The organism is Alkalihalobacillus phoenicis (assembly GCF_047302405.1).
Lineage (GTDB): Bacteria > Bacillota > Bacilli > Bacillales > Bacillaceae_D > Alkalihalobacillus.
Genome location: NZ_CP154853.1, coordinates 1,110,937 through 1,135,573 on the forward strand (window position 1 = coordinate 1,110,937; position 24,637 = coordinate 1,135,573).

Genomic DNA, 24,637 nt, shown 5'->3' on the forward strand with positions numbered 1-24,637 from the left:
GTAAGGAGCAGCCCTTACAGATTACATAAAACGAGGGAGGATTTTATCATGAAAATTCAATTAACGGGTGGAATCGTATTAACGAAGGATGGTCAGGAAAAACAAATCGACGTTTCAATCATCGATGGAAAAATTAGTTTTGAAACGCTGGATGTTTACGATGAAAAAATCGATGTAACGGGAAAATTAATTACGCCTGGACTTGTTGATGTCCATGTTCATTTACGTGAGCCTGGTGGCGAGCAAAAAGAAACGATTGAAACAGGAACACTTGCAGCAGCAAAAGGTGGTTTTACAACGATTTGTGCGATGCCAAATACACGACCAGTACCAGACACAAAAGAACAAATGGAATGGTTAACAGGAAGAATTGAAGAAACCGGTCATGTTAATGTTCTCCCATATGCGGCGATTACGACGAGACAGCTCGGAAAAGAATTAACTGATTTTGGCGCCTTAAAAGAAGCCGGAGCGTTTGCTTTTACCGACGATGGAGTCGGCGTGCAATCGGCCGATATGATGCTTCAAGCAATGACAAAGGCTGCCGAGCTAGATATGGCAGTGGTCGCTCACTGTGAAGAAAATACGCTTATCCATGCCGGAGCCGTGCATGAAGGGAAATTTTCAAAAGAGCATGGCCTTAATGGAATTCCATCTGTTTGTGAATCGGTTCATATTGCTAGAGATGTCCTCCTAGCTGAAGCGGCAGGTGCTCATTATCATGTTTGCCATATTAGTACAAAGGAATCGGTTCGAGTCGTCCGTGATGCAAAACGAGCCGGAATTAACGTAACGGCGGAAGTAACGCCGCACCACCTTTTATTAAATGAAGAAGATATTCCAGGGTTAGATACAAACTACAAAATGAATCCTCCATTAAGAGGAAAAGCGGATCAAGAAGCGTTAATCGAAGGGTTGATGGATGGAACGATTGATTTTATTGCAACCGACCATGCCCCACATACAGAAGAAGAAAAAGCACAATCAATGGAACGTGCCCCATTTGGTATCGTTGGTTTAGAAACCGCGTTTCCATTAATGTATACAAATTTTGTTCAAACAGGAAAAATGAGCTTAAAACAATTGGTCGACTGGTTAACTGTCCTACCTGCAAGTACCTTTAAATTAGAAAGAGGGACACTAGAAGAGGGGGCGGTCGCTGATATTGCGGTCATTGACCTTGAACTTGAAGAGAAAATCGATAAAGAGACATTTGTTTCAAAGGGAAAAAATACACCGTTCCAAGGTTGGTCTTGCCAAGGGTGGCCGGTGATGACGTTTGTTAGTGGTAAGAAAGTTTGGGAGAAACAACAAGGGAGTGTCGTGCGATGAGTGAAAAAATATTAGTGTTAGAAAACGGAGAAGTTTTTAAAGGTTATGGATTCGGGGCAGATGTGCAAATGAGTGGCGAGGTTGTTTTTAATACGGGAATGACGGGTTACCAAGAAATTTTATCGGATCCTTCTTATTGTGGACAAATTGTGACGTTAACTTACCCGCTAATTGGAAACTATGGCATTAATCGTGATGATTTTGAATCGATTACCCCGGCAATTCACGGTTTGATTGTAAAAGAAATTGAGCTTGAACCGAGCCATTGGCGTAGTGAAGAATCTTTACACACTCTTTTAGAGGCAAAAGAAATTCCAGGACTTGCTGGAATTGATACGAGAAAATTAACACGTCTAATTCGCGAGCATGGGACTTTAAAGGGGCGAATTTGTGCGAGTGATGTTGATGTTACAGCCGTGGTTGAGATGTTAAAGGCAAGTGAATGGATGAAAAATCAAGTGGAGCTCGTTTCAACTAAAGACCCTTATCATGTACCAGGAAAAGGAAAACGAGTAGTGCTCGTCGATTTTGGTATGAAGCATGGTATTTTACACGGGTTAATTGAACGTCAATGTGATGTTATTGTCGTTCCTTATAAAACAACGGCAGATGAAATCATGCGCCTTGGTGCGGACGGTGTGCTCTTAAGTAACGGACCAGGAAATCCAGAGGACGTACCAGAAGCGATTGAAATGGTTAAAGGAATCCTTGGAAAAGTACCTATCTTCGGAATTTGTTTAGGCCATCAGCTTTTAGCATTAGCATGCGGGGCTACGACGAGTCGCTTACGTTTCGGCCACCGTGGGTCCAATCATCCGGTACGAGAATTAGCGACAGGAAAAATTGATATTACGGCTCAAAATCATGGGTATACGGTAGACGCGGAATCTTTAGAGGCAACAGAGCTTGAATTAACACATGTTGCGGTGAATGATGGAACGGTAGAAGGTGTGCAACATAAAGTGTATCCAGCGTTCAGTGTCCAATACCATCCAGAAGCATCACCAGGTCCACATGATGCCAATCATTTATTTGATTCTTTTATGAAGCTTATCAACGAAAATAAAAAACAACCACAACATGTATAAAGAAGGGGAGTAGGAGAATTATGGCGAAGCGAACAGATATTAATAAAATTTTAGTGATTGGTTCAGGACCAATTGTGATTGGGCAAGCAGCAGAATTTGATTATGCCGGAACTCAAGCATGCCAAGCGTTAAAAGAAGAAGGGTATGAAGTTATTTTAATTAACTCAAATCCAGCGACGATTATGACCGATACAACGATGGCCGACCGTGTGTATATTGAGCCAATTACACTAGAGTTTGTCAGCCGTATTATTCGGAAAGAACGTCCAGATGGAATTGTCGCAACACTTGGTGGACAAACAGGTTTAAATATGGCCATGGAGCTCGATGAGTCAGGCATTTTAAACACATATAACATCGAATTGCTTGGAACCGATTTGGATGCGATAAAGCAAGCGGAAGACCGTGAAAAATTTAGAGCTTTAATGCAAGAGTTACAAGAGCCAGTTCCAGAAAGTGAGATTGTTCATACACTTGAAGAAGCGAAAGTTTTTGTTGCTGAAATTGGTTATCCTGTCATCGTTCGCCCAGCCTATACACTTGGAGGAACAGGTGGAGGTATTTGTCATAATGAAGAAGAGCTAAACGAAATTGTGACGAGTGGTTTAAAATACAGCCCTGTGACTCAATGTTTAATTGAAAAAAGCATCGCCGGATTTAAAGAAGTGGAATATGAAGTGATGCGTGATGGAAAAGACCAAGCGATTGTCGTTTGTAATATGGAAAACTTCGACCCAGTGGGCGTACATACTGGTGACTCGATTGTCTTTGCGCCAAGTCAAACATTAACAGACCGTGACTACCAAATGTTAAGAAATTCGAGTTTACGAATCATTCGAGCGTTAGGAATTGAAGGTGGTTGTAACGTACAATTTGCCTTAGACCCACATAGTAATCAATATTATATTATCGAAGTAAATCCACGTGTCAGTCGCTCATCTGCCCTTGCTTCGAAAGCAACAGGTTATCCGATAGCAAAAATGGCTGCGAAAATCGCATGTGGTTATAGTATAGATGAAATTAAAAACCCAGTGACGGGTACAACTTATGCAAGTTTTGAACCAGCTCTTGATTATGTCGTGGCAAAAATCCCACGCTGGCCATTTGATAAATTTAACGCGGCCAACCGTAAATTGGGCACTCAAATGAAAGCAACAGGAGAGGTTATGGCAATTGGTCGTAACATTGAAGAATCGCTTCTAAAAGCTGTTCGTTCTTTAGAAGCTGGCTATCATCATGTTCATGATGTCGAGCTTGATGAATTGTCGACAGAAGAATTATTAAAACGAATTGCATCACCAGATGACCAGCGTTTATTCGCTCTAGCGGAGCTGTATAGAAGAGGTTCATCATTAGAAGAGTTACATGAGCAAACGAAAATTGACCGTTATTTCTTACGCAAAATCGAGAAGATTGTTGGCTATGAAACGCAATTAAAAGAAGAAGTTCAAAATATTGAGCTTTTAAAAGAAGTAAAAGAACGTGGACTTTCAGATGAGACAATTGCTGGATTATGGCAAACGACTGAACGTGAAGTTTACGAGTTAAGAAAAGCAAATGGCCTCATTCCAGTTTATAAAATGGTTGATACATGTGCCGCTGAATTTGAATCAGCCACACCTTATTTTTACGGGACTTATGAAGAAGAAATGGAGTCGGTTCGTACCGATAAAAAGAGTATTCTCGTGTTAGGTTCAGGTCCGATTCGGATCGGTCAAGGGATTGAATTTGATTATGCAACAGTCCATTCGGTTTGGGCGATTAAAGAAGCCGGTTATGAAGCCATTATTATGAACAATAACCCAGAGACGGTATCTACAGACTTTAGTACGTCTGATAAGTTATATTTTGAACCGTTAACGATTGAAGATGTCATGCATGTCATTGAACATGAGCAACCAGAAGGCGTCATCGTTCAATTTGGTGGACAAACGGCGATTAACTTAGCCGACGGTTTAGAAGAACGCGGGGTTAAAATTATCGGGACAAAATTAGCGGATATGGACCGTGCCGAGGATCGTGACAAGTTTGAACAAAGCTTAATGGAATTAGAGATTCCACAACCTTTAGGAAAAACAGCAACATCGGTGGAACAGGCTGTTAAAATTGCGACAGACATTGGTTACCCGGTTCTTGTCCGGCCATCCTATGTACTAGGTGGTCGTGCGATGGAAATCGTTTATAAAGAAGAAGAGCTTTTAAACTATATGGCTCGCGCGGTAAAAGTGAATCCTAAGCATCCAGTATTAGTCGACCGTTATTTAACCGGTAAAGAGCTAGAAGTTGATGCGATTTCTGATGGAGAGAATGTTTATATTCCAGGGATTATGGAACATATCGAGCGTGCAGGCGTTCACTCTGGTGATTCGATTGCTGTCTATCCTCCACAAACAGTACCAGAAGAACTGAAGCAGCGTTTAATTGAACGTACGATTAAAATTGCAAGAGGTTTAAATATTGTCGGTTTACTAAACATTCAATTTGTCTGGCATAAGGATGAGGTTTATGTGTTAGAAGTGAACCCTCGTTCAAGTCGGACGGTGCCTTTCTTAAGCAAGATTACTGGTGTACCGATGGCGAATTTAGCGACAAAAGTCATGCTCGGAAAAACATTACCGGAGCTTGGCTATGAGACAGGCTATCACCCAGAAGCAAAAGAAGTATCTGTTAAAGTCCCAGTCTTCTCTTTTGCCAAATTAAGAAGAGTTGATATTACGCTCGGACCAGAAATGAAATCAACTGGAGAAGTAATGGGACGTGACCGTACGCTTGAAAAGGCTTTGTATAAAGGGTTAATTGCTTCAGGAATGAAGATTCCAAAACATGGAGCTGTTCTGTTTACAGTCGCAGATAAAGACAAAGAAGAAGCGATGAGTTTAGTGGAACGCTTCCATCGAATTGGTTATGACATTTTAGCGACAGAAGGAACGGCGAAAGAAATTAGCCAATTAAACATTCCTGTAACGATTGTCAATAAAATCGGGGATGAGAAACCACACTTATTAGATGTGATTAGACAAGGCCAAGCACAATTTGTGATTAACACGTTAACGCGTGGAAAACAGCCAGCTAGAGACGGATTCCGTATTCGTCGTGAATCGGTCGAAAATGGAGTTGTATGTTTAACTTCGATTGACACGGCTGCGGCTCTGTTATCCGTTATCGAATCGATTACATTTTCATCTGAAAGTATGCCACAAATGAACGCTTAATGAATGAGGGGGATAAGATCTTGAAGAAACAAGGACATTTAAGCATCGTAAGCCAACAGCAAATTGCCGAACAAATCTATGAAATCACATGCCAAGGACCGTTGGTAACAGCGATGACCAATCCAGGTCAATTTGTTCATATCAAAATTGATCAATATGAGGACTTATTATTACGACGTCCACTTAGTATTTGTGATGTGAACACAGAGGAACAAACGTTAACGATGCTTTACCGAGTTGAAGGTGACGGGACAAAACGTTTATCTGAAAAACAAGTTCACTCACAAATTGACGTATTAGGACCACTCGGTCAAGGGTTTCCAGTTGAGGAAACCAAACCTGGAGAAGTAGCCTTACTTGTCGGTGGCGGGATCGGTGTACCTCCCCTCTATTATCTGTCTAAACAATTGAAAGCAAGAGGCGTGGAAGTTATCCACGTCCTTGGCTTCCAATCAAAAGAAGCTGTTTTTTATGAAAAAGAATTTAATGAGCTTGGGCCGACCTATGTGACAACGGTGGATGGTAGCCATGGGATAAAAGGGTTTGTCACAGATGCCATTCATAAGCATAATCTTACCTTTGATACCCTTTATTCATGTGGACCAAATGCGATGTTAAAGGCGTTAACGGAGAGATTTGCTGATAAGCGTGCCTTTTTATCCCTTGAAGAACGAATGGGCTGTGGGATTGGAGCATGTCTTGCTTGTGTCTGCCATTTAACAAATGACCCTGAAGGTGCTAGTTATAAAAAAGTATGTACAGATGGTCCTGTCTTTAAAGTAGGGGAGGTTGTGTTATGAGTCGTTTAGCGATTGAGTTACCTGGGTTAAAGATGAAAAATCCGATTATGCCAGCGTCTGGTTGTTTCGGATTTGGAAAAGAATATGCGAATTTTTATGATTTAAGTGAGCTTGGAGCGATTGCGGTCAAAGCGACGACGGTTGAAACACGATACGGGAATCCAACTCCACGCCTAGCAGAAACGAAGGCAGGACTTTTAAATGCGATTGGTTTGCAAAATCCAGGCTTAGATAAAGTTTGTAACGAGGAATTACCTTGGTTAGAAAAATATGATGTTCCAATTTTAGCGAATGTTGCAGGTTCTGAGATGGAAGATTATATCCAAGTAGCAGAAAGAGTATCAAAAAATAAAAATGTCACAGCGCTTGAATTAAATATTTCCTGTCCAAATGTTAAAAAAGGTGGAATCGCTTTTGGAACAGTTCCAGAAGTAGCCGCTGAATTAACGAAAGAAGTGAAGCGGGTTTCTAGTGTGCCGGTTTACGTTAAACTGTCACCAAATGTCGCGGATATCGTTTCCATGGCAAAGGCTGTCGAAAAAGCCGGAGCAGATGGGTTATCGATGATTAATACATTGCTAGGGATGCGCATTGATTTAAAAACACGTAAGCCGATTTTAGCGAATCAAGCAGGTGGTTTATCAGGACCCGCGATTAAACCAGTCGCGATTCGAATGATTCACCAAGTTAGTCAAGCTGTCGATATTCCGATTATCGGGATGGGTGGGATTACAACCGTTGATGATGTCATCGAATTTTTCTTAGCGGGTGCAAGTGCGGTGGCGGTCGGAACACAAAATTTTGTTGACCCATATGCATGCCCGAACTTAATCGAACAGCTACCGAAAAAGCTTGATGAAATGGGAGTGGACCATGTAAGTGAATTAGTAGGAGGGAGTTGGAAGGAATTATGCAACGTCCGTTAATGATTGCTTTAGATGTCGATAGTGTGGAAAAAAGAAAGCAACTACTTGAATCATTTGGTCATGAGCCTTTATTTCTTAAAGTAGGCATGGAAATGTTTTATCGTGAGGGGCCCGGAGCGATTACGGAATTAAAAGAAGCGGGTCATTCCATTTTCCTTGATATTAAATTACATGATATTCCAAACACCGTGAAACGTGCGATGAAGGTTTTAGCTGGTCTTGGCATTGATATGATTAATGTCCATGCAGCAGGTGGGCAGACGATGATGCGTGCCGCTTTAGAAGGTCTAGAAGCAGGGACAAACCTAGGACAAAAGCGACCGAAATTGATTGCTGTTACGCAATTGACGAGTACAGACGAAGAAATGCTTAGAGAAGAGCTTTTAATTGAGAAACCGTTAGACGATGTCGTGATTTCTTATGCAAAACAAGCTCAAGCAGCAGGATTAGATGGGGTCGTCTGTTCAGCTAAAGAAGTACCACTCATTCGTGAGGTTTGTGGCGATGAATTTTTAACGGTGACACCTGGAATTAGACAAGAATCAGATGAAGTAGGCGACCAGAAGCGTGTCGTTACACCACAAGCAGCGAGGGAGCTTGGCAGTTATGCGATTGTTGTTGGACGGAGCATTACATCAAGTGAAACCCCTTATGAAACATATCAAAAAATGAAAGCAAACTGGGAGGGCCAATCATGAAAAAACAAATTGCCGAGCATCTATTAAATATTGAAGCCGTCAGCTTAAGTCCAAATGAACCATTTACTTGGAGTTCGGGGCTGAAATCACCGATTTATTGTGATAATCGTTTAACGATGTCCTATCCAGTGGTTCGAAAAGAGATTGCTAAAGGCTTAGCGGCATTAATTAAAGAGTACTATCCTGAGGTTGATGTTGTAGCCGGGACAGCAACTGCAGGGATTCCTCATGCAGCATGGGTTAGTGAAGAACTCGATTTACCAATGGCCTATATTCGTGGCAAAGCAAAAAGCCATGGCAAACAAAGCCAAATCGAAGGTAAGATTGAGAAGGGGCAAAAAGTTGTCATCGTGGAAGATTTAATTTCAACTGGTGGAAGTGCGATTACATCGGCCAAAGCGATTCGCGAAAGTGGAGCAGAAGTGCTAGGCGTTGTCGCGATTTTTACTTATGAATTAGATAAAGCAACAGCCAATCTAGCTGAAGCCGAATTAGAAGTGGCGGTTTTATCCAATTATTCAACGCTCGTAGAAGTCGCAAAGGAAAAAGGAACGATTTCGGATAAAGAGTGGGAAAAATTAACACAGTGGCGAAAAGATCCAAGCGATGAAGCGTGGGTACATATTTAATGAAATGAAGGGCTACACAAAAGGTCATTAGATCTTTTGTGTAGCTTTTTTAGTGGTTTCGAAAACCCCTGGCTATGCCGGGGGTTCTAAAAAGCTTCAAGCGTGGTATTAAAAAAAAACCTCACTTCATGGTAGGATAAAGTTGGTTTCCCGACCGCTTCATCGCACCAAAGAAGGAGGTATGCCCTGTGAAGGACATGAATAGTTTAGCACACACAACATGGAATTGTAAGTATCACATCGTGTTTGCACCAAAATACAGAAGACAAATCATCTATGGAAAATACAAAAAAAGTATCGGACAGATCATAAGAGATTTATGTGAAAGAAAAGGGGTCGTGATTCATGAAGCAAATGCTTGTCCGGATCACATCCATATGTTAGTAAGTATTCCGCCGAAGTTAAGTGTGTCACAATTCATGGGGTACTTAAAAGGGAAAAGTAGTCTCATGATATTTGATCGACATGCCAATTTGAAGTATCGCTACGGGAACAGGAAGTTTTGGTGTAGAGGCTTCTATGTTGATACAGTGGGAAGAAACAAGAAGCAGATACAAGAATACATTAGGAATCAGCTAAAAGAAGACTATATGGGTGATCAGTTATCATTGTTCGAAGACTATGACCCGTTTACCGGAGAGAAAAATAAGAAGAGATAAAGAAATTCTTTAGAATTAGTGGGTGAATGTGGTGCAAAAGGGAAACCGGTTCAGTGGGCCTTTAAGGCCTAGGCCGGTAAGAAAGGCTTTCAGCCGCAGAGTAAACCACCAGTTCACACTGGTGGTTTTGATTTGGTCGGTAGGTTAAGTTCGACAAGTGCCACGTGTTGAACTAGTGAAGCCCGAAGCCATCGAAAAAGAGCCACAAAGGGAATCAAAGTGCGTCAATGAAGCCCGAAGCCATCGAAAAAGAGCCACAAAGGGAATCAAAGTGCGTCAATGAAGCCCGAAGCCATCGAAAAAGAGCCACAAAGGGAATCAAAGTGCGTCAATGAAGCCCGAAGCTATCGAAAAAGAGCCGCAAAGGGAATCATAGAGCGTCAATGAAGCCCGAAGCCATCGAATAAAAGCCGCAAAGGGAATCAAAGAAGGTCAATGAAGCCCGAAGCCATCGAAAAAGAGCCACAAAAGGAATCAAAGAAGGTCAATAAAGCCAGAAGCCATCGAAAAAGAGCCACAAAGGGAATCAAAGCCCACCCTAAGTTCGACAAGCACTGTCACTTGTCGCATTTAGTCAATCAATCTTTTAATGGTTAAACTTGTTCACTTGTATAATGGAGCTGAATATGTTTTCATAAAGTAAGAGATTCATTAATTTCCCCCATTTTTAAAGTGAAAGTGCTTACTATAAAGAGACGAAAGTGCCCCAATTTTAGGGTGCTCAATAAGAGTGATAAACACTCTAACTAGGTTGATTTATTAAATGCTATGATTAAAGGAAGTTTATTTTAATAAATGGGACGTACGAATAAGGAGTGAGGAGAATGGTCGAACAAAAAGAAACGATTTTTGACCATTGGCAACGTCCATTAAAGGATTTACGTATATCGGTGACCGATCGTTGTAATTTTCGTTGTCATTATTGCATGCCGGCGGAAATTTTTGGAGCAGACTATCCCTTTTTAAAAAGGGATGAATTACTAAGTTTTGAAGAATTAAACCGACTCGTATCTTTATTCCATCATGTAACATCGTTGCAAAAATTGCGTATTACTGGCGGCGAACCATTAATGCGCAAAGACTTACCACAGCTTATTGCTTTATTATCTCAAACAACTAAAATTGAAGATATCGCGATGACCACAAACGGAGTTCTTTTGCCGCGTTATGCCAAGGAACTAAAAGAAGCGGGGTTAAAACGAGTAACCGTTAGTTTAGATAGTTTAGATAGTGAAAAGTTTGGCAAAATTAATGGGCGTGGGATTGGAATTGATCCCGTATTAAAAGGGATGCAAGCGGCCGCTGATGCTGGTTTAGGAGTAAAAGTGAATATGGTTGTACAAAAGGGTGTCAATGACGATGACATCATTCCGATGGCTAAATTTTTTAGGGAAAAAGGCTATATGCTTCGGTTTATTGAATATATGGATGTAGGGACTTCTAATGGTTGGAAATATGATGAAGTGATTTCAAAACAAGAAATCATTGAACGGATAAATGAAGAAATGCCTTTAGAAGCAATAAAACCAGCATATGTTGGTGAGGTGGCTTCTCGTTTTAAATATATAGGTTCCAATGATGAAGTCGGTGTTATCTCATCAGTTTCAGACGCCTTTTGTCATTCTTGTACAAGAGCACGCTTATCAGTAGAAGGCTCTTTATATACTTGTTTATTTGCCACTAAAGGGCATGACTTTAAAAAGCTGATTCGTGGAAATTATTCCGATGAAGATATTATGAATGAAATTAAAAACTGCTGGAACAAACGAGATGACAGGTATTCAGCTGAGCGCTCCTTAGACGGAAATACGAAGCGCGAGAAAATTGAAATGTCGCATATCGGTGGCTAATCGATAAGCAAATCAGAGGTAAAAGATAAATGTATATAAAAAAGCTGTAGAGCATGGTTAGTATGCTTTACAGCTTTTTTGATAGAAAAATAAAACTTAGTGTACCCTATCCCAGGAGTGGAGTCTCACACTCACTTTATAAAGATAAAAAGGAGCTGAATCCACACATTTATTTATCCAAAATCAAGGATTTCACTCAAGAGCGCTGTTTTAATTGCAGCACTAAATCTTCGTCAGGCGTTACAAATAAGGTCGTTTGATTATCATAAATCACATACCCTGGCTTTGAGCCATTCGGCTTTTTGACATGACGGATTTTTGTGAAGTCGACGGGAACCGAGCTGGATAATTTTGCTTTACTAAAGAAGGCAGCGATTGTTGCCGCTTCTTTTAGCGTTTGTTCATCAGGATCCGTACTGCGGATCACCACATGGGAGCCGGGGATGTCTTTTGTATGAAGCCATATTTCATCCTGGCGGGCAAAACGATTCGTTAAATAATCATTTTGTTTATTGTTTTTTCCAACAAAAAATTCCAGGCCGCTCGTTGATAAATAACGCTCCAACTGTGGTTTGTGATCTTTCTTTTTCTTCTTATCGCCTTTTTGAACGCGTTTACGAATATATCCTTCTTCTACCAGCTCTTCGCGAATTTCTTCGATATCACTTGGGGCGGCACTTTCCATTTGTTGGATGAGCTGCTCAAGATACTCAATCTCTTTTTTCGTATGCTCTAATTGCTCCATCACGACGGCTACCGAATTTTTCGCTTTATTATAACGTTTGAAATAGGCTTGGGCATTATCGGAAGGTGATTTTTGTGGACTTAGATTTATCGTTATGACCGCTCCATTTGGATCATAATAATCCATGACTTCGACCACTTTATCGCCTCTTTTTATGAGATGCATATTGGCAGTTAAGAGTTCACCTTGTTTTTGGTACGAGTGAGCTTTATCCGCATTTTTTAGTGTTTGCTCTAGCTTTTTAATTTTTTTCTTGTTTTTCTGGGCCTCATTTTGTAAAAAACGCTCTAAGTCGTGAGCTTGTTGTCTGACTCTATCACGTTCGGCTTTCCCGTAAAAGTAGCGGTCTAACATGAGACTAACGGTGTCAAAACGACGTACTTCTCCTTTTAAATGAGTTAAGGAAATAATAGAAAAATACTCTTTTGCACCTACTGTAATCATTTGTGGCTCGTAAATATGGTTTTTAATAGGTGTGATGATATTAAGAAAGCTTTCCACAAGGGTGTTAGCATTAACCATCCCTGCCCTTGAAATGATTTCTTGCCCGATCATTGGTGAAATCCCAACAAATTGTTCGACGATTTGACGGTCGATTTTTCCAGAATTAAAATCGATTCGTTTTAATAAATTTTCCGCATCAACGTCAATCGGATCGAATTTATTTTGTTCGGGAGGGAGTTTATATGCTTGACCTGGTAAGACAGCCCGATAACTGCTTTGGGCATAACTAACATGTTTAATACTGTCAATAATTTGCTTCGTTTCCCGGTCGATCAAAATGATGTTGCTATGTTTGCCCATAATTTCAATGATGAGGCGTTTAGAAGTATCATCGCCAAGTTCATCTTTTGTTTGGCAATCAATCATAAAGATTCGTTCTGAACCTAATTGAGTGATGCTTTCAATAAAAGCTCCTTCTAAATGTTTTCTTAATAACATACAAAACATTGGTGGAACTTGGGGGTTTGTATATTTTTCATTTGTTAGATGAGCTCTAGCAAATTGTGCATTGGCTGATAGTAACAAAGAGTAGCTTTTTCCCTTTGCTCGTACCGATAAAATCAGCTCTGTTTTAAATGGCTGATAAATTTTATTGATTCTTCCTGTTGTTAATAAATCACTACATTCCTTTACGATTGCTCTTGTCATCATTCCATCAAATGACATTGGCCCCACCTCTTTAACTGTCTTCAATTGCTTTTAACGAAAAAAACGTACAAGTCAAAAATCTGATACTCGGACAAATTATTAAATGCTTCATTGAGTATAGCATGTTTTAGGACGAGACTGAATAAGATCGCTTGTAGGAGGATAACTAGTCCTCATTTAGAGAGTTAATCGAGGTTAGAATGTCAGTGAGGTGAGAAAGTGGATTGGTATCGAAAAAAAGAAGAAGAATTAGAGAAGGAGTTAGGGACAAACTATGAAAATGGTTTAACAGAAAAAGAAGTAAACAAACGTTTGAAACATTTTGGGGCCAATAAATTAGACGAAGGGAAAAAAATCTCTAGCCTTGCTTTATTTATTTCGCAATTTAAAGATTTTATGGTTCTCGTTTTATTGGTCGCTACCTTTATTTCGGGTTTATTAGGTGAATACATCGATGCGATTACGATTATGTTTATCGTCTTATTGAACGGTATTTTAGGATTTGTTCAAGAACGAAAAGCAGAGAAATCTTTGGACGCTTTAAAAGAATTATCAGCCCCGCAAATGAATGTGTTACGAAATGGGATTTGGGTAAAAATCCTTTCTAGTCAAGTTGTCCCTGGCGATATCGTCAAATTAAAAAGTGGTGATCGTGTTGGCGCGGATATTCGAATTTTTTCAGCTAATGGATTAAGCATTGAGGAATCTTCCTTAACTGGTGAATCAGTGCCTGTGCAAAAGCAAACGACCGCGATTGAGAAGGATGCAGTTGAAATTGGTGATCAAAAAAATATCGCCTTTATGGGAACGATGGTCACACAAGGCAATGGAATCGGGGTCGTTACTGCGACTGGGATGAGTACAGAAATGGGAAAAATCGCTCATTTACTCCAAACGACAGAATCGTTAGAAACGCCTCTTCAACGTCGTTTAGAACAGCTTGGAAAAATTCTAATCATCATTGCCTTAATTTTAACAGCTATGGTCGTTTTAGCAGGGGTGTTGCAAGGTCATGATTTGTATACGATGTTCTTATCAGGGGTTTCATTAGCTGTAGCGGCTATACCTGAAGGGCTACCGGCGATTGTAACCGTAGCTTTGGCTTTAGGTGTACAAAGAATGATTAAACGTAAAGCCATTGTCCGAAAGTTGCCTGCAGTTGAAACATTAGGTTGTGCGACGGTGATTTGCTCAGATAAAACAGGAACGTTAACGCAAAATAATATGACGGTTACACAAGTGTGGAGTGGTGGTAAAGCTTGGAAAGTATCTGGTAATGGTTATGCACCAGAAGGAGACTTTAGTGCTAACGGGAAAGTTGTGGATGTAAAGCGGGAAAAAGCCTTAATGCAGCTCCTAAGCTACTCGATGTTATGTAATAACGCTAGACTGGTACAGAAAACGGATAAAAAAGGATTGCTACGAAAAGAAGAAAAAAACTATATGATTGATGGGGATCCGACAGAAGGGGCTTTAGTCGTTGCAGGAATGAAAGCCGGTTATAATGAGGAAACCTTGGCAGAACACTTTGAAAGGGTTCATGAGTTTCCATTTGATTCAACACGGAAAATGATGAGTGTGATCGTTCAAGACACTGGTGGTCGTCGCTTTGTCGTCACAAAAGGAGCACCTGATGTCATTTTAAGTCAATGTAACTCACTTATGTATCAAAATAATAAGGAAGCTTTAACCCCAAAACGTAAAGCTGAAGTCGAAGCAACTTTAACAAAAATGGCAAACTATGCTTTACGAACGATAGCTGTTGCTTATAAACCGTTAAATAAAGGAGAGAAATGTCAGACCGCCTTTGAAGCTGAACGTAATTTAACGCTTGTGGGAATACAAGGAATGATTGATCCGCCAAGGCCTGAAGTGATTGATTCTGTTCGTGAATGTCGGGAAGCAGGCATTAAAACAGTTATGATTACAGGAGATCACCAATTAACGGCTTGTGCGATTGCCGAAGAAATTGGGATTATGAGCAAATATGGTAAGTCCTTAACTGGTAAAGATTTGTCGAAAATGTCGACGGAAGAACTAGTGGAAGTAGTGGACGATGTTGATGTATATGCTCGAGTGTCTCCTGAGCATAAATTAAAAATAGTCAAAGCCTTGCAAGAGAAAGGCCATGTTGTGGCGATGACAGGTGATGGAGTCAACGACGCACCGGCCATAAAAGCGGCGAATATTGGAATTGCGATGGGGATTGCCGGAACAGATGTCGCCAAAGAAGCTTCATCGTTGATTTTAAGTGACGATAACTTTGCGACTATTAAGGATGCCATTAAAGAAGGACGAAACATTTACGAAAACATTCGGAAGTTTATTCGTTATATGCTCGCTTCTAATGTTGGCGAAATTTTGGTAATGTTAATGGCGATGTTACTTGGAATGCCATTACCACTCGTCGCTATTCAAATTCTATGGATTAATCTCGTGACAGATGGATTACCGGCTTTAGCGCTTGGAATGGATCAAGCGGAAGGGGATGTCATGAAGCGGAAACCAAGAAGTCAATTTGAAGGGGTGTTTGCACGTGGTTTGGCTTGGAAAATTATTAGTAGAGGGTTTATGATCGGGGTTGTTACACTCGCGGCCTTCTGGATTACACTTCAAGGTCATCCAGATGAGTTGATTCGTGCTCAAACCGTTGCTTTTGTTACGCTAGTCATGGCTCAACTTATTCATGTTTTTGATTGTCGAAGTGAATATTCGGTTTATCATCGCAATCCGTTTGAAAATAAATATTTAGTTGCCGCCGTTATTTTATCAACACTACTCATGTTAGTGGTCATTTACTTCCCACCATTACAAACGATTTTCCATACCGTCGCATTAGATGTGCATGAATGGTTACTCGTCTTAGGAATGGCAGCTATACCAACAGTTGTTCTCGGTGGTTTTCAGATTTTTAAAAAGAATGAGAAGAAAGAAGAATCTCTTTCAAACTCATAACACATGGAATAAAGGAAATCCCCATGAAGTCGAATCAGACTTTATGGGGATTTTAATAGTGGCTTATTCGGCTATCGAGAGAACAATGAAGGGGAGATGTGTTTGGTAATGTTAGATTCGATATGATCCAAAACGGAGACAGCGGAACGCGTAAGGTATACAGCTGGCGGAGTAAGCTAAATCACCCAATTCTATTCTAAGGCTTCAACGAGAATGGTCGAGGTTTTTTCGCTATATACACCATCCACGACTAAAACAACTAAGTGTATTTCTCTGGCAATACAGAGCGTTCAAATCGAAAAATCATTCTTTGATATTCTGTTCCAATTTATCAAAATAAATAAATAATTTCATTGGCGTGTGAACTTAGTAATCAAGACTTGTTGCCCTAAGTAAAATTAGGTAGAATAAAGGGGTGGATGTGATACATATGGTAAAAAGTATGACCGGATACGGACAAGCGGTCTATTCCAATGAACAATTTACTGTGCATGTCGAAATTAGAACGGTTAATCATCGTTTTTTTGAATGTAGCAATATTCGCTTACCGAGACGATTTTTATTTCTTGAAGAGATAATCCGTAAAGAAATTAAAGAGAAGGTTCAGCGAGGAAAAGTAGATGTTTTTATAAAAGTCGAAGGAACCGAGCTCGTTTCTAAAAAGCTTGTGGTCGATTGGACTTTGTTAAAACAATTTAAGGAAACAGCAAAAGAGATTAAAGCTTTTACAGAAGCAGATTCTGAGTTAAATATTCAAGCGATAATGGACAATGAGCATCTGGTTGAATGGGTGGAACAAGAAAGTGATAACCCGTTCGTCGAGGAAAAAATCATTCAGACAGTTAAAGAAGCGATAAGTCAATTGGATAAAATGAGAATGAGAGAAGGTTTAACAATCGAACATCATTTTCAAGAGCTATTAACGGAGTTACTGCAATCGATTCATGAAGTGGAGCAGTTGGCACCGGAAATGGGCAAAATCCAACAAGAGAAGCTGTTAGCACGATTAAAAGAATGGGTAAAAGAGGAGCAGCAGTTGGATGAGGGTCGAATTGTTACAGAGGTCGGGATTATCATGGATAAATGTGATATCACCGAAGAATTATCTCGTCTTCATTCCCATCAACAGCAATTTAAAGGGATTTTGCAAGAGACAATACCAATTGGACGAAAGTTAGACTTCTTAGCTCAGGAAATGAATCGAGAAACCAATACAATTGGAGCAAAAGTGACGGATTTACGGATTAAACAACATGTCGTTGTCCAAAAAAGTATCATTGAAAAACTGAAGGAACAAGTACAAAATGTAGAATAATGCTAGAATTCGAACGCATTTTCGTATATAGTAACATTAGTTTGGATAAAAATGATGAGAGTAGTAGTCTCTTCTTAAGTGGGGGAATCGAGCATGAATATCAAATTAATTAACATTGGATTCGGAAACATCGTATCAGCAAATCGTATTATATCAATTGTTAGCCCAGAATCAGCACCAATCAAAAGAATTATACAAGATGCTCGTGACCGGAATATGTTAATTGATGCGACATACGGACGAAGAACACGTGCCGTCATTATTGCCGATAGTGACCACGTTATTTTAAGTGCTGTTCAGCCAGAAACAGTGGCACAAAGATTATCTACCAAAGAGGACGGTACAGAAGAAGCTTAAATGTTTGGAATTTGAGAAGCAATTAGCTTTCTTATGAATAGTAGGAGGTTTCAATGGAAAAGGAAAAAGGTTTATTAATCGTTTTGTCAGGACCTGCGGGCGTAGGAAAAGGCACGGTTTGTGGGGCTCTGAGAAATGAGCAAACCGGAATCCAGTATTCAGTCTCAGCGACGACACGCCAGCCAAGAAAAGGGGAAGTCGAAGGTGTTAATTATTTTTTTAAATCAAAAGATGAATTTAAAGGAATGATTGAAAACGACCAATTGCTTGAATGGGCAGAATATGTTGGCAATTACTATGGAACCCCGATTGATTATGTTCGTGAAACAATCGAAAATGGGCAAGATATTATTCTTGAGATCGAAGTCCAAGGAGCTTGGAAAGTTCGTGATCGCTTTCCAGAAGGTATTTTTATTTTCTTAATGCCACCAAGCTTAGCTGAACTCAGGAATCGTATTGTCGGACGCGGTACAGAAACGGAAGATGTGATCAATAAACGAATGACCGTGGCGAAGGAAGAAATTGAAATGATGAAGCGCTATGATTACGTCGTCGAAAATGATGAAGTTCATTTAGCGGTTGAGCGAATTAAAGCGATTGTGACAGCAGAACATTGCAAAAGAGAACGACTTTTTGAAAAATATAAACAGTTAGTGGAGGTCAAATAATATGTTATATCCTTCTATTGATTCCTTAATGGACATATTAGATTCAAAATACACGCTAGTGACAGTATCTGCAAAACGTGCTCGTGAAATGAAAGAGGATGTCGCGAGGGGTCCCCTTGTTGAAAACCCACATTCTTATAAGCAAGTAGGTCTAGCTTTAGAGGAAATTATAGAAAAACATCTACGTTATGAACGAGTTGAATCACTAGACGAACAAGAATAAAAGTCAAAGCAACCTATTTTTCAAACAAAAATAGGTTGCTTTCTTATCTTTTATTAAGGTTCATAAAGTTTATGTAATGAGGTGATAGAATGTTAAAGGATAAAAAAATCGTATTAGGGGTAAGTGGTGGAATTGCCGCTTATAAAGCAGCGGCACTAACGAGCAAATTAGTTCAAGCAGGTGCAAAAGTAAAAGTCATCTTAACAGAATCAGCTACTCAATTTGTGACTCCTTTGACTTTTCAAGCTCTCTCAAGAGAACCTGTTTATACGAATACATTTGTTGAGCCGGACCCAAGTAAAATTGCCCATATTGAATTGGCAGATTGGGCCGATGTCTTTGTGGTTGCTCCTGCAACTGCCAATATTATTGGTAAATTAGCCAATGGTTTAGCGGATGATATGTTATCAACGACCTTGCTTGCGACTAAAGCTCCTATTTTTGTGGCTCCAGCGATGAATGTTAATATGTACGAGCATCAAGCCGTTCAACGAAATATGCAGCAATTAATAGACGATGGGGTCGAATTCATTGATGCTAATGCTGGTTATTTAGCATGTGGTTGGATCGGTAAAGGACGACTTGCTGAACCAGAGGAAATCGTTACCTTTTTAGATTTATTCTTTACAAGAAAAGAAAGAGAGAATCGTTCGTTGAGAGGAAAAAAAGTGGTTATCTCAGCAGGACCGACTCAAGAAAAAATTGACCCAGTTCGTTATTTCACAAATCATTCTTCAGGTAAAATGGGTTATGCAATCGCTCATGCGGCCTATTTAAGAGGGGCTGACGTAACATTAGTAAGTGGGCCTACCAACCTAAGTGCTCCAGTAGGAATTAAAACGATACATATAGAATCAGCGGAAGAGATGTACGAAGCAGTGACCTCTTTATATGATGAGGCAGATATTGTCATTAAGTCAGCGGCTGTTGCCGATTATCGACCAGCGGTAACATATACACAAAAGCGAAAAAAAGAACCAGGTGCTTGGGCGATTGAAATGGACCGAACAAAGGATATTTTAGCGACGCTTGGAGCGAGAAAACAAAAGCAAATTTTAGTCGGTTTTGCAGCTGAAACAGAAAATATTGAACAAAATGCTCTCGGTAAACTTGAAAGAAAACATCTTGATTTAATTGTTGCAAATGACATTAGTCAAGAAGGGGCCGGTTTTAAAGGAGATACAAACGAGGTTATGATTTATACAAAAGACGGGCAAGTCATAAAAGTACCAAAGGCTCAAAAATCAGAAATTGCGGATTCCCTTTTGAATGAAATTGAAAAATATGAACAAAGGAATTTGTCTTTATGATTGCCAAAATCATTGTCGATGTGCCAAGTGCTCAAACTGATCGAATGTTTGATTACAAAGTACCGGAGCAATGGCAAGCCTTCATTCGACCAGGAATGAGAGTGATTGTTCCCTTTGGTCCGAGGAAAGTACAAGGTTTTATCGTCGAACTAACCGAGCATTCAGATTTTAAACAAATCAAGTCGATTAGTGAGCTACAAGATACAAGTCCGGTTTTGACCACTGAATTGATGGAGTTAGGCAAGTGGCTAGCTGTAAAAACATTAAGTTACCAAATTTCAGCCTATCAAGTGATGCTCCCGGCCGCCTTAAAAACAAAAGTGAAAAAAGAAATAAGGCTTAATACAAATAAATTAGAACTTCCCTTTTTTGTACAAGCTTTATTTGCAGAAAAGGACCGAATCCCTTTTGAAGAAGTGCAAACATTAGCTAAAAAAGAAAAGATTGAAATCCAAACCTTGTTACTTGAAGGAAAACTGACCGAGCATTTTTTATTAATTGAAAAAGCGAAACAAAAAAAAGTAAGGTTTGTGGTATTAAACCGTGCGATAGAAAATATTGCACAAATAAAGGCGGAAATTCCATCACGAGCCAAAAAACAACATGAAATGATCGATTTTTTAGTGAACCATCAGAAAGCGATTCAAAGCACTGAATTACTGAAAGTTCTACAAACGACACGCTCCACACTGCAAGCCTTAATTGACAAAAAATATGTAATAGAAACGGAAGAAGAAGTGTACCGAGAGGCAATGGCCGAGTTAATGATTCAACCGTCTCAGCCACTGATGCTTACGCCAAAACAAACAGAAGTGTTAAGTCCAATTGCCTCGGCAATGGCGCATGCTCGGTCGGAAACTTTTTTATTACATGGTGTGACCGGAAGTGGTAAGACGGAAATTTATTTACAGGCGATTGCAAAAGGGTTAGAGGAAGGGAAAGAGGCGATTATGCTCGTCCCTGAAATCTCTCTTACCCCACAAATGGTCGAGCGATTTAAAGGGCGGTTTGGAGACCTTGTGGCCGTCCTCCATTCAGGTTTATCAGCTGGAGAAAAGTTAGATGAATGGAGAAAAATTCAACGACAGGAAGTCAAAGTGGTCGTTGGAGCCCGTTCTGCTGTATTTGCTCCTTTTCAAAACCTTGGTCTTATTATCATTGATGAAGAGCATGAAACGAGTTATAAGCAGGAAGACAATCCACGTTACCATGCGAGGGATGTAGCGATCTATCGTGGAGAGCAACACCGATGTCCTATTATTTTAGGAAGTGCGACCCCTTCTTTAGAGTCGTATGCTCGTGCCCAAAAAGGGATTTATACATTACTTACTTTGTTAGAACGAGTGAACGCACGAGCACTTCCTTCCGTCGAAGTCGTTGATATGCGAGAAGAATTAAGAAGTGGAAATCGCTCGATGTTTTCTTCACAGTTAATGGAAAAGATGAAAGAGCGATTAGAAAAGAAGGAACAAATCGTTCTCTTTTTGAATCGTCGTGGTCATTCTACTTTTGTAATGTGTCGTGATTGTGGCTATGTGGCGACATGTGAGCATTGTGACGTTTCTTTTACGTATCATCGCCATCAACATCGTTTAAAATGCCATTATTGTGGGGATGAACAAGCGATGCCAACGACGTGCCATTCATGTCAAAGTGAACATATTCGTTTTTTTGGCTCAGGTACACAAAAAGTCGAAGAAGAACTTACGAAAGTATTACCGGAAGCGAAAGTGATAAGAATGGATGTAGACACAACCTCAAGAAAAGGGTCGCACGGACGACTACTTGAGGCATTTGGTCGTAAAGAAGCCGATATTTTGTTAGGGACGCAAATGATCGCTAAAGGGCTTGATTTTCCGTCGATTACATTAGTTGGTGTATTAGCGGCCGATTCAATGCTACATATCCCTGACTTTCGCTCGGCAGAAAGAACATTTCAACTAATGGAACAAGTGAGTGGACGTGCCGGTCGTCATGAGTTACCTGGTGAAGTGTATATCCAAACATATACGCCCGAACACTATAGCATTGAGCTGGTCCAATCCCATGACTATGAACGTTTTTTTCAAATGGAAATGAATAATCGCAAGCGAGCTGGTTATCCACCTTACTATTTTATGGCTTTAGTAAACATATCGGATCCAGAATTAACAAAGGTCATTTCCGTTAGTGAAAAAATTGCTCAGTTTTTAAAAAGGGAACTACATTCTACAAGTATTATTCTTGGTCCAGTCGTCTCGCCACTCGCACGGCTTAAAGATAGATATCGTTATCAATGCGTGATAAAATACAAAAATGAACCTAAACTAGAACGCACGTTAAGAGAAATTCAAGAGCATTATATGAAAGAAACGAATCAAGGTACTTTGCAAATTCAAATTGACTTAAATCCGTTTTTATTTATGTAAGTTGAAAGGCAGTGAGTAGATGAAAATCGTTTTTATGGGAACCCCTGATTTTTCAGTTCCAGTTCTTACACAATTAGCAGAAAAGTATGAGGTAGTAGCCGTTGTGACCCAGCCTGATCGTCCAGTCGGTCGTAAAAAGGTGTTAACACCTCCTCCAGTAAAAGTAGCAGCGGAGAAATTAAATATCCCTGTGCTTCAACCGGAAAAAGTGAGGGAAGAGGCCGAATTAGAGCGTTTGTTTTCTTATAAGCCAGATTTAATTGTAACGGCTGCATACGGACAAATATTGCCAAAAGCTTTATTAGAGTTTCCGCAATTAGGCTGTATTAATGTTCATGCCTCCTTATTACCAAAATATCGTGGTGGTGCGCCTATTCATCAATCGATCATCGATGGTGAATCGGAAACGGGTGTGACGATTATGTATATGGTTGAAAAGCTAGATGCGGGTGATATTTTAACTCAAGTAAAAGTACCGATAGAAGAAGCGGATCATGTTGGGACTGTTCATGATAAATTAAGCGTTGCTGGTGCGAAGCTATTAATGGAAACGATTCCGGCTTTACTGGAACAAAAGGTAACACCAATCGCTCAGAATGATAAAGAAGCGACGTTTGCTCGAAATATTTCACGTGAAATGGAAAAGCTAGATTGGACGAAAACGGGTGAGGAGCTTTATAACCAAGTACGTGGTCTGCATCCATGGCCTGTTGCCTATACAAGTTTTGAAGGAAAACCTTTAAAAGTATGGTGGGCAGAAAAAGTGGCCAATCAACCGGGCCCAAGTGGAGAAGTCATTAAAGTAGAAGAAAATGGTTTAATTGTAGCAACTGGCAATGAGACCGCCTTAAAATTAACCGAAATCCAACCCTCAGGTAAAAAAAGAATGGAAGTATCCCAATTTATACGTGGAGCAAATGTTGTGGTTGGCCAAAAGCTAGGAGATTCATAAATGAGTAAAAATGTGCGAGAAGTCGCCTTACAAATTTTAATTCAAATTGAAAAAGAACAGGCCTATAGTAATCTCCTGTTAAATCAAACGATTAATAATGGAGAGATCGAAAAACGAGATGTTGGGCTGTTGACAGAGCTTGTTTATGGAACCGTGCAACGCAAACTTACTTTAACGTTTTTCTTAACCCCTTTTGTTAAAAAAGGTCTTGAAAGTTTAGAGCCATGGGTGAAGACTCTGTTACAAATGTCTGTCTACCAGTTGGTGTATTTAGAGCGAGTTCCAGAAAGAGCGGTCATTCATGAGGCTGTGACGATCGCAAAAAAGCGTGGGCATGATGGTACGGCCTCATTAGTGAATGGGATTTTACGCTCTGTGCAACGTGAAGGAGTTCCTTCATTTGAGAAAGTAACGAATCAAACGAAACGGCTTGCTTTTGAATATAGTTTTCCAAAGTGGTTGGTTAGACGGTGGTTAACTACTTACGGCGAAGAAGAAACAAGGGAAATGATGAAGATGAGCTTAAAACCACCAGTTGTTTCGCTTCGTGTGAATCAGTTAAAAACAAATCAAGATGATTTAGCGAAGATTTTAAAAGAAGAAGGAGTTTTGACCCGAAAAGGCGAACTTTCTTCTGATGCCTTAATTGTCGAAGAAGGAAATGCTTTTAAAACGAATGCCTATCGTTCCGGTTTGTTTACGGCCCAGGATGAAAGCTCGATGCTTGTTGCGAAAGCACTCGGGCCAAAAGCGGGAGAACATATCTTAGATTCATGTGCTGCACCAGGTGGGAAGTCGACTCATATCGCCGAGCTGATGAATAATGAAGGAACACTTTTATCTGTTGATTTACATGAACACAAAGTCCAGCTCATTCGTGAACAAGCGAAACGATTAGATTTGTCGATGATCGAAGTGGTTGCAGCCGATGTCAGAGCGTTTAGTCAAAAGACACCAGTTGAATCATTTGATGCGATATTGCTTGATGCACCGTGTAGTGGTCTTGGAGTTATTAGAAGAAAGCCAGATATTAAGTGGGCGAAAAAAGAAAGTGATATCCAAGACATTGCCGAAATTCAAGCAATGATTTTAGAAGCGGTTGCCCCTTTGTTAAAAAAAGGTGGACGTTTAGTATATAGTACATGTACGATCGATCAAGAAGAGAATGAAGCCATTGTTGAGCATTTTATCCAAACACATCCAGAATTTCAATGGGACATCACTCTTTCAGATAGATTGCCTGAAAAAATTGTTCAATCCAAAAGGTATAAAGGTGGTTCTGTGACCATTTTGCCACATGATTATGAAACGGATGGTTTTTTCATTGCTAGTCTGATGAAAAAATAGAGGAGCACTCT

Annotated in this window: 19 protein-coding genes; 18 read left to right on the top strand and 1 reads right to left on the bottom strand. The window is 40.0% G+C overall.

Features of this window, described 5'->3' with window-relative positions; translation table 11 throughout:
- Window positions 1-48: 48 nt before the first annotated feature.
- From AA0017_RS05195 to moaA, 9 genes are all read left to right on the top strand, one after another.
- Window positions 49-1,332: a dihydroorotase gene (locus tag AA0017_RS05195; RefSeq protein WP_413380036.1), complete on the top strand. Its 1,284-nt coding sequence runs from the start codon at window positions 49-51 to the stop codon at window positions 1,330-1,332.
- A complete protein-coding gene (carA, locus tag AA0017_RS05200) occupies window positions 1,329-2,420 on the top strand; it encodes a glutamine-hydrolyzing carbamoyl-phosphate synthase small subunit (protein ID WP_413380037.1) in 1,092 nt (363 codons plus the stop codon). The genes AA0017_RS05195 and carA overlap by 4 nt, the downstream gene beginning before the upstream one ends.
- Before the next feature lie 20 nt (window positions 2,421-2,440).
- Window positions 2,441-5,632, top strand: coding sequence for a carbamoyl-phosphate synthase large subunit (gene carB / locus AA0017_RS05205; RefSeq protein ID WP_413380038.1), 3,192 nt, complete (start codon window positions 2,441-2,443; stop codon window positions 5,630-5,632).
- A 20-nt stretch (window positions 5,633-5,652) separates the two neighbouring features.
- Entirely contained in the window at window positions 5,653-6,432 is a 780-nt protein-coding gene (locus tag AA0017_RS05210) for a dihydroorotate dehydrogenase electron transfer subunit (RefSeq protein WP_413380039.1), read from the top strand.
- Complete coding sequence (locus tag AA0017_RS05215) at window positions 6,429-7,358, top strand: dihydroorotate dehydrogenase (protein ID WP_413380040.1); 930 nt, start codon at window positions 6,429-6,431, stop codon at window positions 7,356-7,358. The genes AA0017_RS05210 and AA0017_RS05215 overlap by 4 nt, the downstream gene beginning before the upstream one ends.
- Window positions 7,343-8,056, top strand: coding sequence for an orotidine-5'-phosphate decarboxylase (pyrF, locus tag AA0017_RS05220; RefSeq protein ID WP_413380041.1), 714 nt, complete (start codon window positions 7,343-7,345; stop codon window positions 8,054-8,056). Before AA0017_RS05215 ends, pyrF begins: the two co-directional genes overlap by 16 nt.
- Complete coding sequence (pyrE, locus tag AA0017_RS05225) at window positions 8,053-8,685, top strand: orotate phosphoribosyltransferase (protein ID WP_413380042.1); 633 nt, start codon at window positions 8,053-8,055, stop codon at window positions 8,683-8,685. Before pyrF ends, pyrE begins: the two co-directional genes overlap by 4 nt.
- Before the next feature lie 197 nt (window positions 8,686-8,882).
- On the top strand, window positions 8,883-9,344 hold the full coding sequence (tnpA, locus tag AA0017_RS05230) for an IS200/IS605 family transposase (RefSeq protein ID WP_413382362.1): 462 nt from the start codon (window positions 8,883-8,885) through the stop codon (window positions 9,342-9,344).
- A gap of 824 nt (window positions 9,345-10,168) precedes the next feature.
- Entirely contained in the window at window positions 10,169-11,194 is a 1,026-nt protein-coding gene (gene moaA / locus AA0017_RS05235; RefSeq protein WP_413380043.1) for a GTP 3',8-cyclase MoaA, read from the top strand.
- 196 nt (window positions 11,195-11,390) lie between these two features.
- Here the strand turns inward: moaA and AA0017_RS05240 are convergent, their stop codons facing one another.
- Window positions 11,391-13,109: an NFACT family protein gene (locus AA0017_RS05240; RefSeq protein WP_413380044.1), complete on the bottom strand. Its 1,719-nt coding sequence runs from the start codon at window positions 13,107-13,109 to the stop codon at window positions 11,391-11,393.
- Window positions 13,110-13,310: 201 nt separating this feature from the next.
- Here AA0017_RS05240 and AA0017_RS05245 point away from each other — a divergent pair, with 201 nt between their 5' ends.
- The 9 genes from AA0017_RS05245 (at window position 13,311) to rsmB (ending at window position 24,626) form a co-directional block, all read left to right on the top strand.
- A complete protein-coding gene (locus tag AA0017_RS05245) occupies window positions 13,311-16,046 on the top strand; it encodes a calcium-translocating P-type ATPase, SERCA-type (RefSeq protein WP_413380045.1) in 2,736 nt (911 codons plus the stop codon).
- A gap of 430 nt (window positions 16,047-16,476) precedes the next feature.
- The gene (locus tag AA0017_RS05250) at window positions 16,477-17,361 is read left to right on the top strand and encodes a YicC/YloC family endoribonuclease (RefSeq protein ID WP_413380046.1); all 885 of its coding nucleotides are present in this window, start codon (window positions 16,477-16,479) and stop codon (window positions 17,359-17,361) included.
- Between the two features lie 93 nt (window positions 17,362-17,454).
- Window positions 17,455-17,718 carry an extracellular matrix/biofilm regulator RemA gene (gene remA, locus AA0017_RS05255; RefSeq protein ID WP_003320791.1) on the top strand — a complete coding sequence of 88 codons (264 nt, stop codon included), beginning with the start codon at window positions 17,455-17,457 and terminating at the stop codon, window positions 17,716-17,718.
- 53 nt (window positions 17,719-17,771) lie between these two features.
- Window positions 17,772-18,386 carry a guanylate kinase gene (gene gmk, locus AA0017_RS05260; RefSeq protein WP_413380047.1) on the top strand — a complete coding sequence of 205 codons (615 nt, stop codon included), beginning with the start codon at window positions 17,772-17,774 and terminating at the stop codon, window positions 18,384-18,386.
- A gap of 1 nt (window position 18,387) precedes the next feature.
- Complete coding sequence (gene rpoZ / locus AA0017_RS05265) at window positions 18,388-18,609, top strand: DNA-directed RNA polymerase subunit omega (RefSeq protein ID WP_413380048.1); 222 nt, start codon at window positions 18,388-18,390, stop codon at window positions 18,607-18,609.
- A gap of 89 nt (window positions 18,610-18,698) precedes the next feature.
- Window positions 18,699-19,919, top strand: a complete 1,221-nt coding sequence (coaBC, locus tag AA0017_RS05270) for a bifunctional phosphopantothenoylcysteine decarboxylase/phosphopantothenate--cysteine ligase CoaBC (protein ID WP_413380049.1) — start codon at window positions 18,699-18,701, stop codon at window positions 19,917-19,919.
- Window positions 19,916-22,327: a primosomal protein N' gene (gene priA / locus AA0017_RS05275; RefSeq protein ID WP_413380050.1), complete on the top strand. Its 2,412-nt coding sequence runs from the start codon at window positions 19,916-19,918 to the stop codon at window positions 22,325-22,327. The genes coaBC and priA overlap by 4 nt, the downstream gene beginning before the upstream one ends.
- A gap of 19 nt (window positions 22,328-22,346) precedes the next feature.
- Window positions 22,347-23,279, top strand: coding sequence for a methionyl-tRNA formyltransferase (gene fmt, locus AA0017_RS05280; RefSeq protein ID WP_413380051.1), 933 nt, complete (start codon window positions 22,347-22,349; stop codon window positions 23,277-23,279).
- A complete protein-coding gene (gene rsmB / locus AA0017_RS05285) occupies window positions 23,280-24,626 on the top strand; it encodes a 16S rRNA (cytosine(967)-C(5))-methyltransferase RsmB (protein ID WP_413380052.1) in 1,347 nt (448 codons plus the stop codon).
- The last annotated feature ends 11 nt before the right edge of the window (window positions 24,627-24,637 follow it).

What these genes read in the sequence shown, in the direction of transcription:
- AA0017_RS05195 (WP_413380036.1), top strand. Translation starts at nt 49, where the DNA reads ATGAAAATTCAATTAACGGGTGGAATCGTATTAACGAAGGATGGTCAG.
- carA (WP_413380037.1), top strand. Translation starts at nt 1,329, where the DNA reads ATGAGTGAAAAAATATTAGTGTTAGAAAACGGAGAAGTTTTTAAAGGT.
- carB (WP_413380038.1), top strand. Translation starts at nt 2,441, where the DNA reads ATGGCGAAGCGAACAGATATTAATAAAATTTTAGTGATTGGTTCAGGA.
- AA0017_RS05215 (WP_413380040.1), top strand. Translation starts at nt 6,429, where the DNA reads ATGAGTCGTTTAGCGATTGAGTTACCTGGGTTAAAGATGAAAAATCCG.
- pyrF (WP_413380041.1), top strand. Translation starts at nt 7,343, where the DNA reads ATGCAACGTCCGTTAATGATTGCTTTAGATGTCGATAGTGTGGAAAAA.
- pyrE (WP_413380042.1), top strand. Translation starts at nt 8,053, where the DNA reads ATGAAAAAACAAATTGCCGAGCATCTATTAAATATTGAAGCCGTCAGC.
- tnpA (WP_413382362.1), top strand. Translation starts at nt 8,883, where the DNA reads ATGAATAGTTTAGCACACACAACATGGAATTGTAAGTATCACATCGTG.
- moaA (WP_413380043.1), top strand. Translation starts at nt 10,169, where the DNA reads ATGGTCGAACAAAAAGAAACGATTTTTGACCATTGGCAACGTCCATTA.
- AA0017_RS05240 (WP_413380044.1), bottom strand. Translation starts at nt 13,109, where the DNA reads ATGTCATTTGATGGAATGATGACAAGAGCAATCGTAAAGGAATGTAGT.
- AA0017_RS05250 (WP_413380046.1), top strand. Translation starts at nt 16,477, where the DNA reads ATGGTAAAAAGTATGACCGGATACGGACAAGCGGTCTATTCCAATGAA.
- remA (WP_003320791.1), top strand. Translation starts at nt 17,455, where the DNA reads ATGAATATCAAATTAATTAACATTGGATTCGGAAACATCGTATCAGCA.
- gmk (WP_413380047.1), top strand. Translation starts at nt 17,772, where the DNA reads ATGGAAAAGGAAAAAGGTTTATTAATCGTTTTGTCAGGACCTGCGGGC.
- rpoZ (WP_413380048.1), top strand. Translation starts at nt 18,388, where the DNA reads ATGTTATATCCTTCTATTGATTCCTTAATGGACATATTAGATTCAAAA.
- coaBC (WP_413380049.1), top strand. Translation starts at nt 18,699, where the DNA reads ATGTTAAAGGATAAAAAAATCGTATTAGGGGTAAGTGGTGGAATTGCC.
- priA (WP_413380050.1), top strand. Translation starts at nt 19,916, where the DNA reads ATGATTGCCAAAATCATTGTCGATGTGCCAAGTGCTCAAACTGATCGA.
- fmt (WP_413380051.1), top strand. Translation starts at nt 22,347, where the DNA reads ATGAAAATCGTTTTTATGGGAACCCCTGATTTTTCAGTTCCAGTTCTT.
- rsmB (WP_413380052.1), top strand. Translation starts at nt 23,280, where the DNA reads ATGAGTAAAAATGTGCGAGAAGTCGCCTTACAAATTTTAATTCAAATT.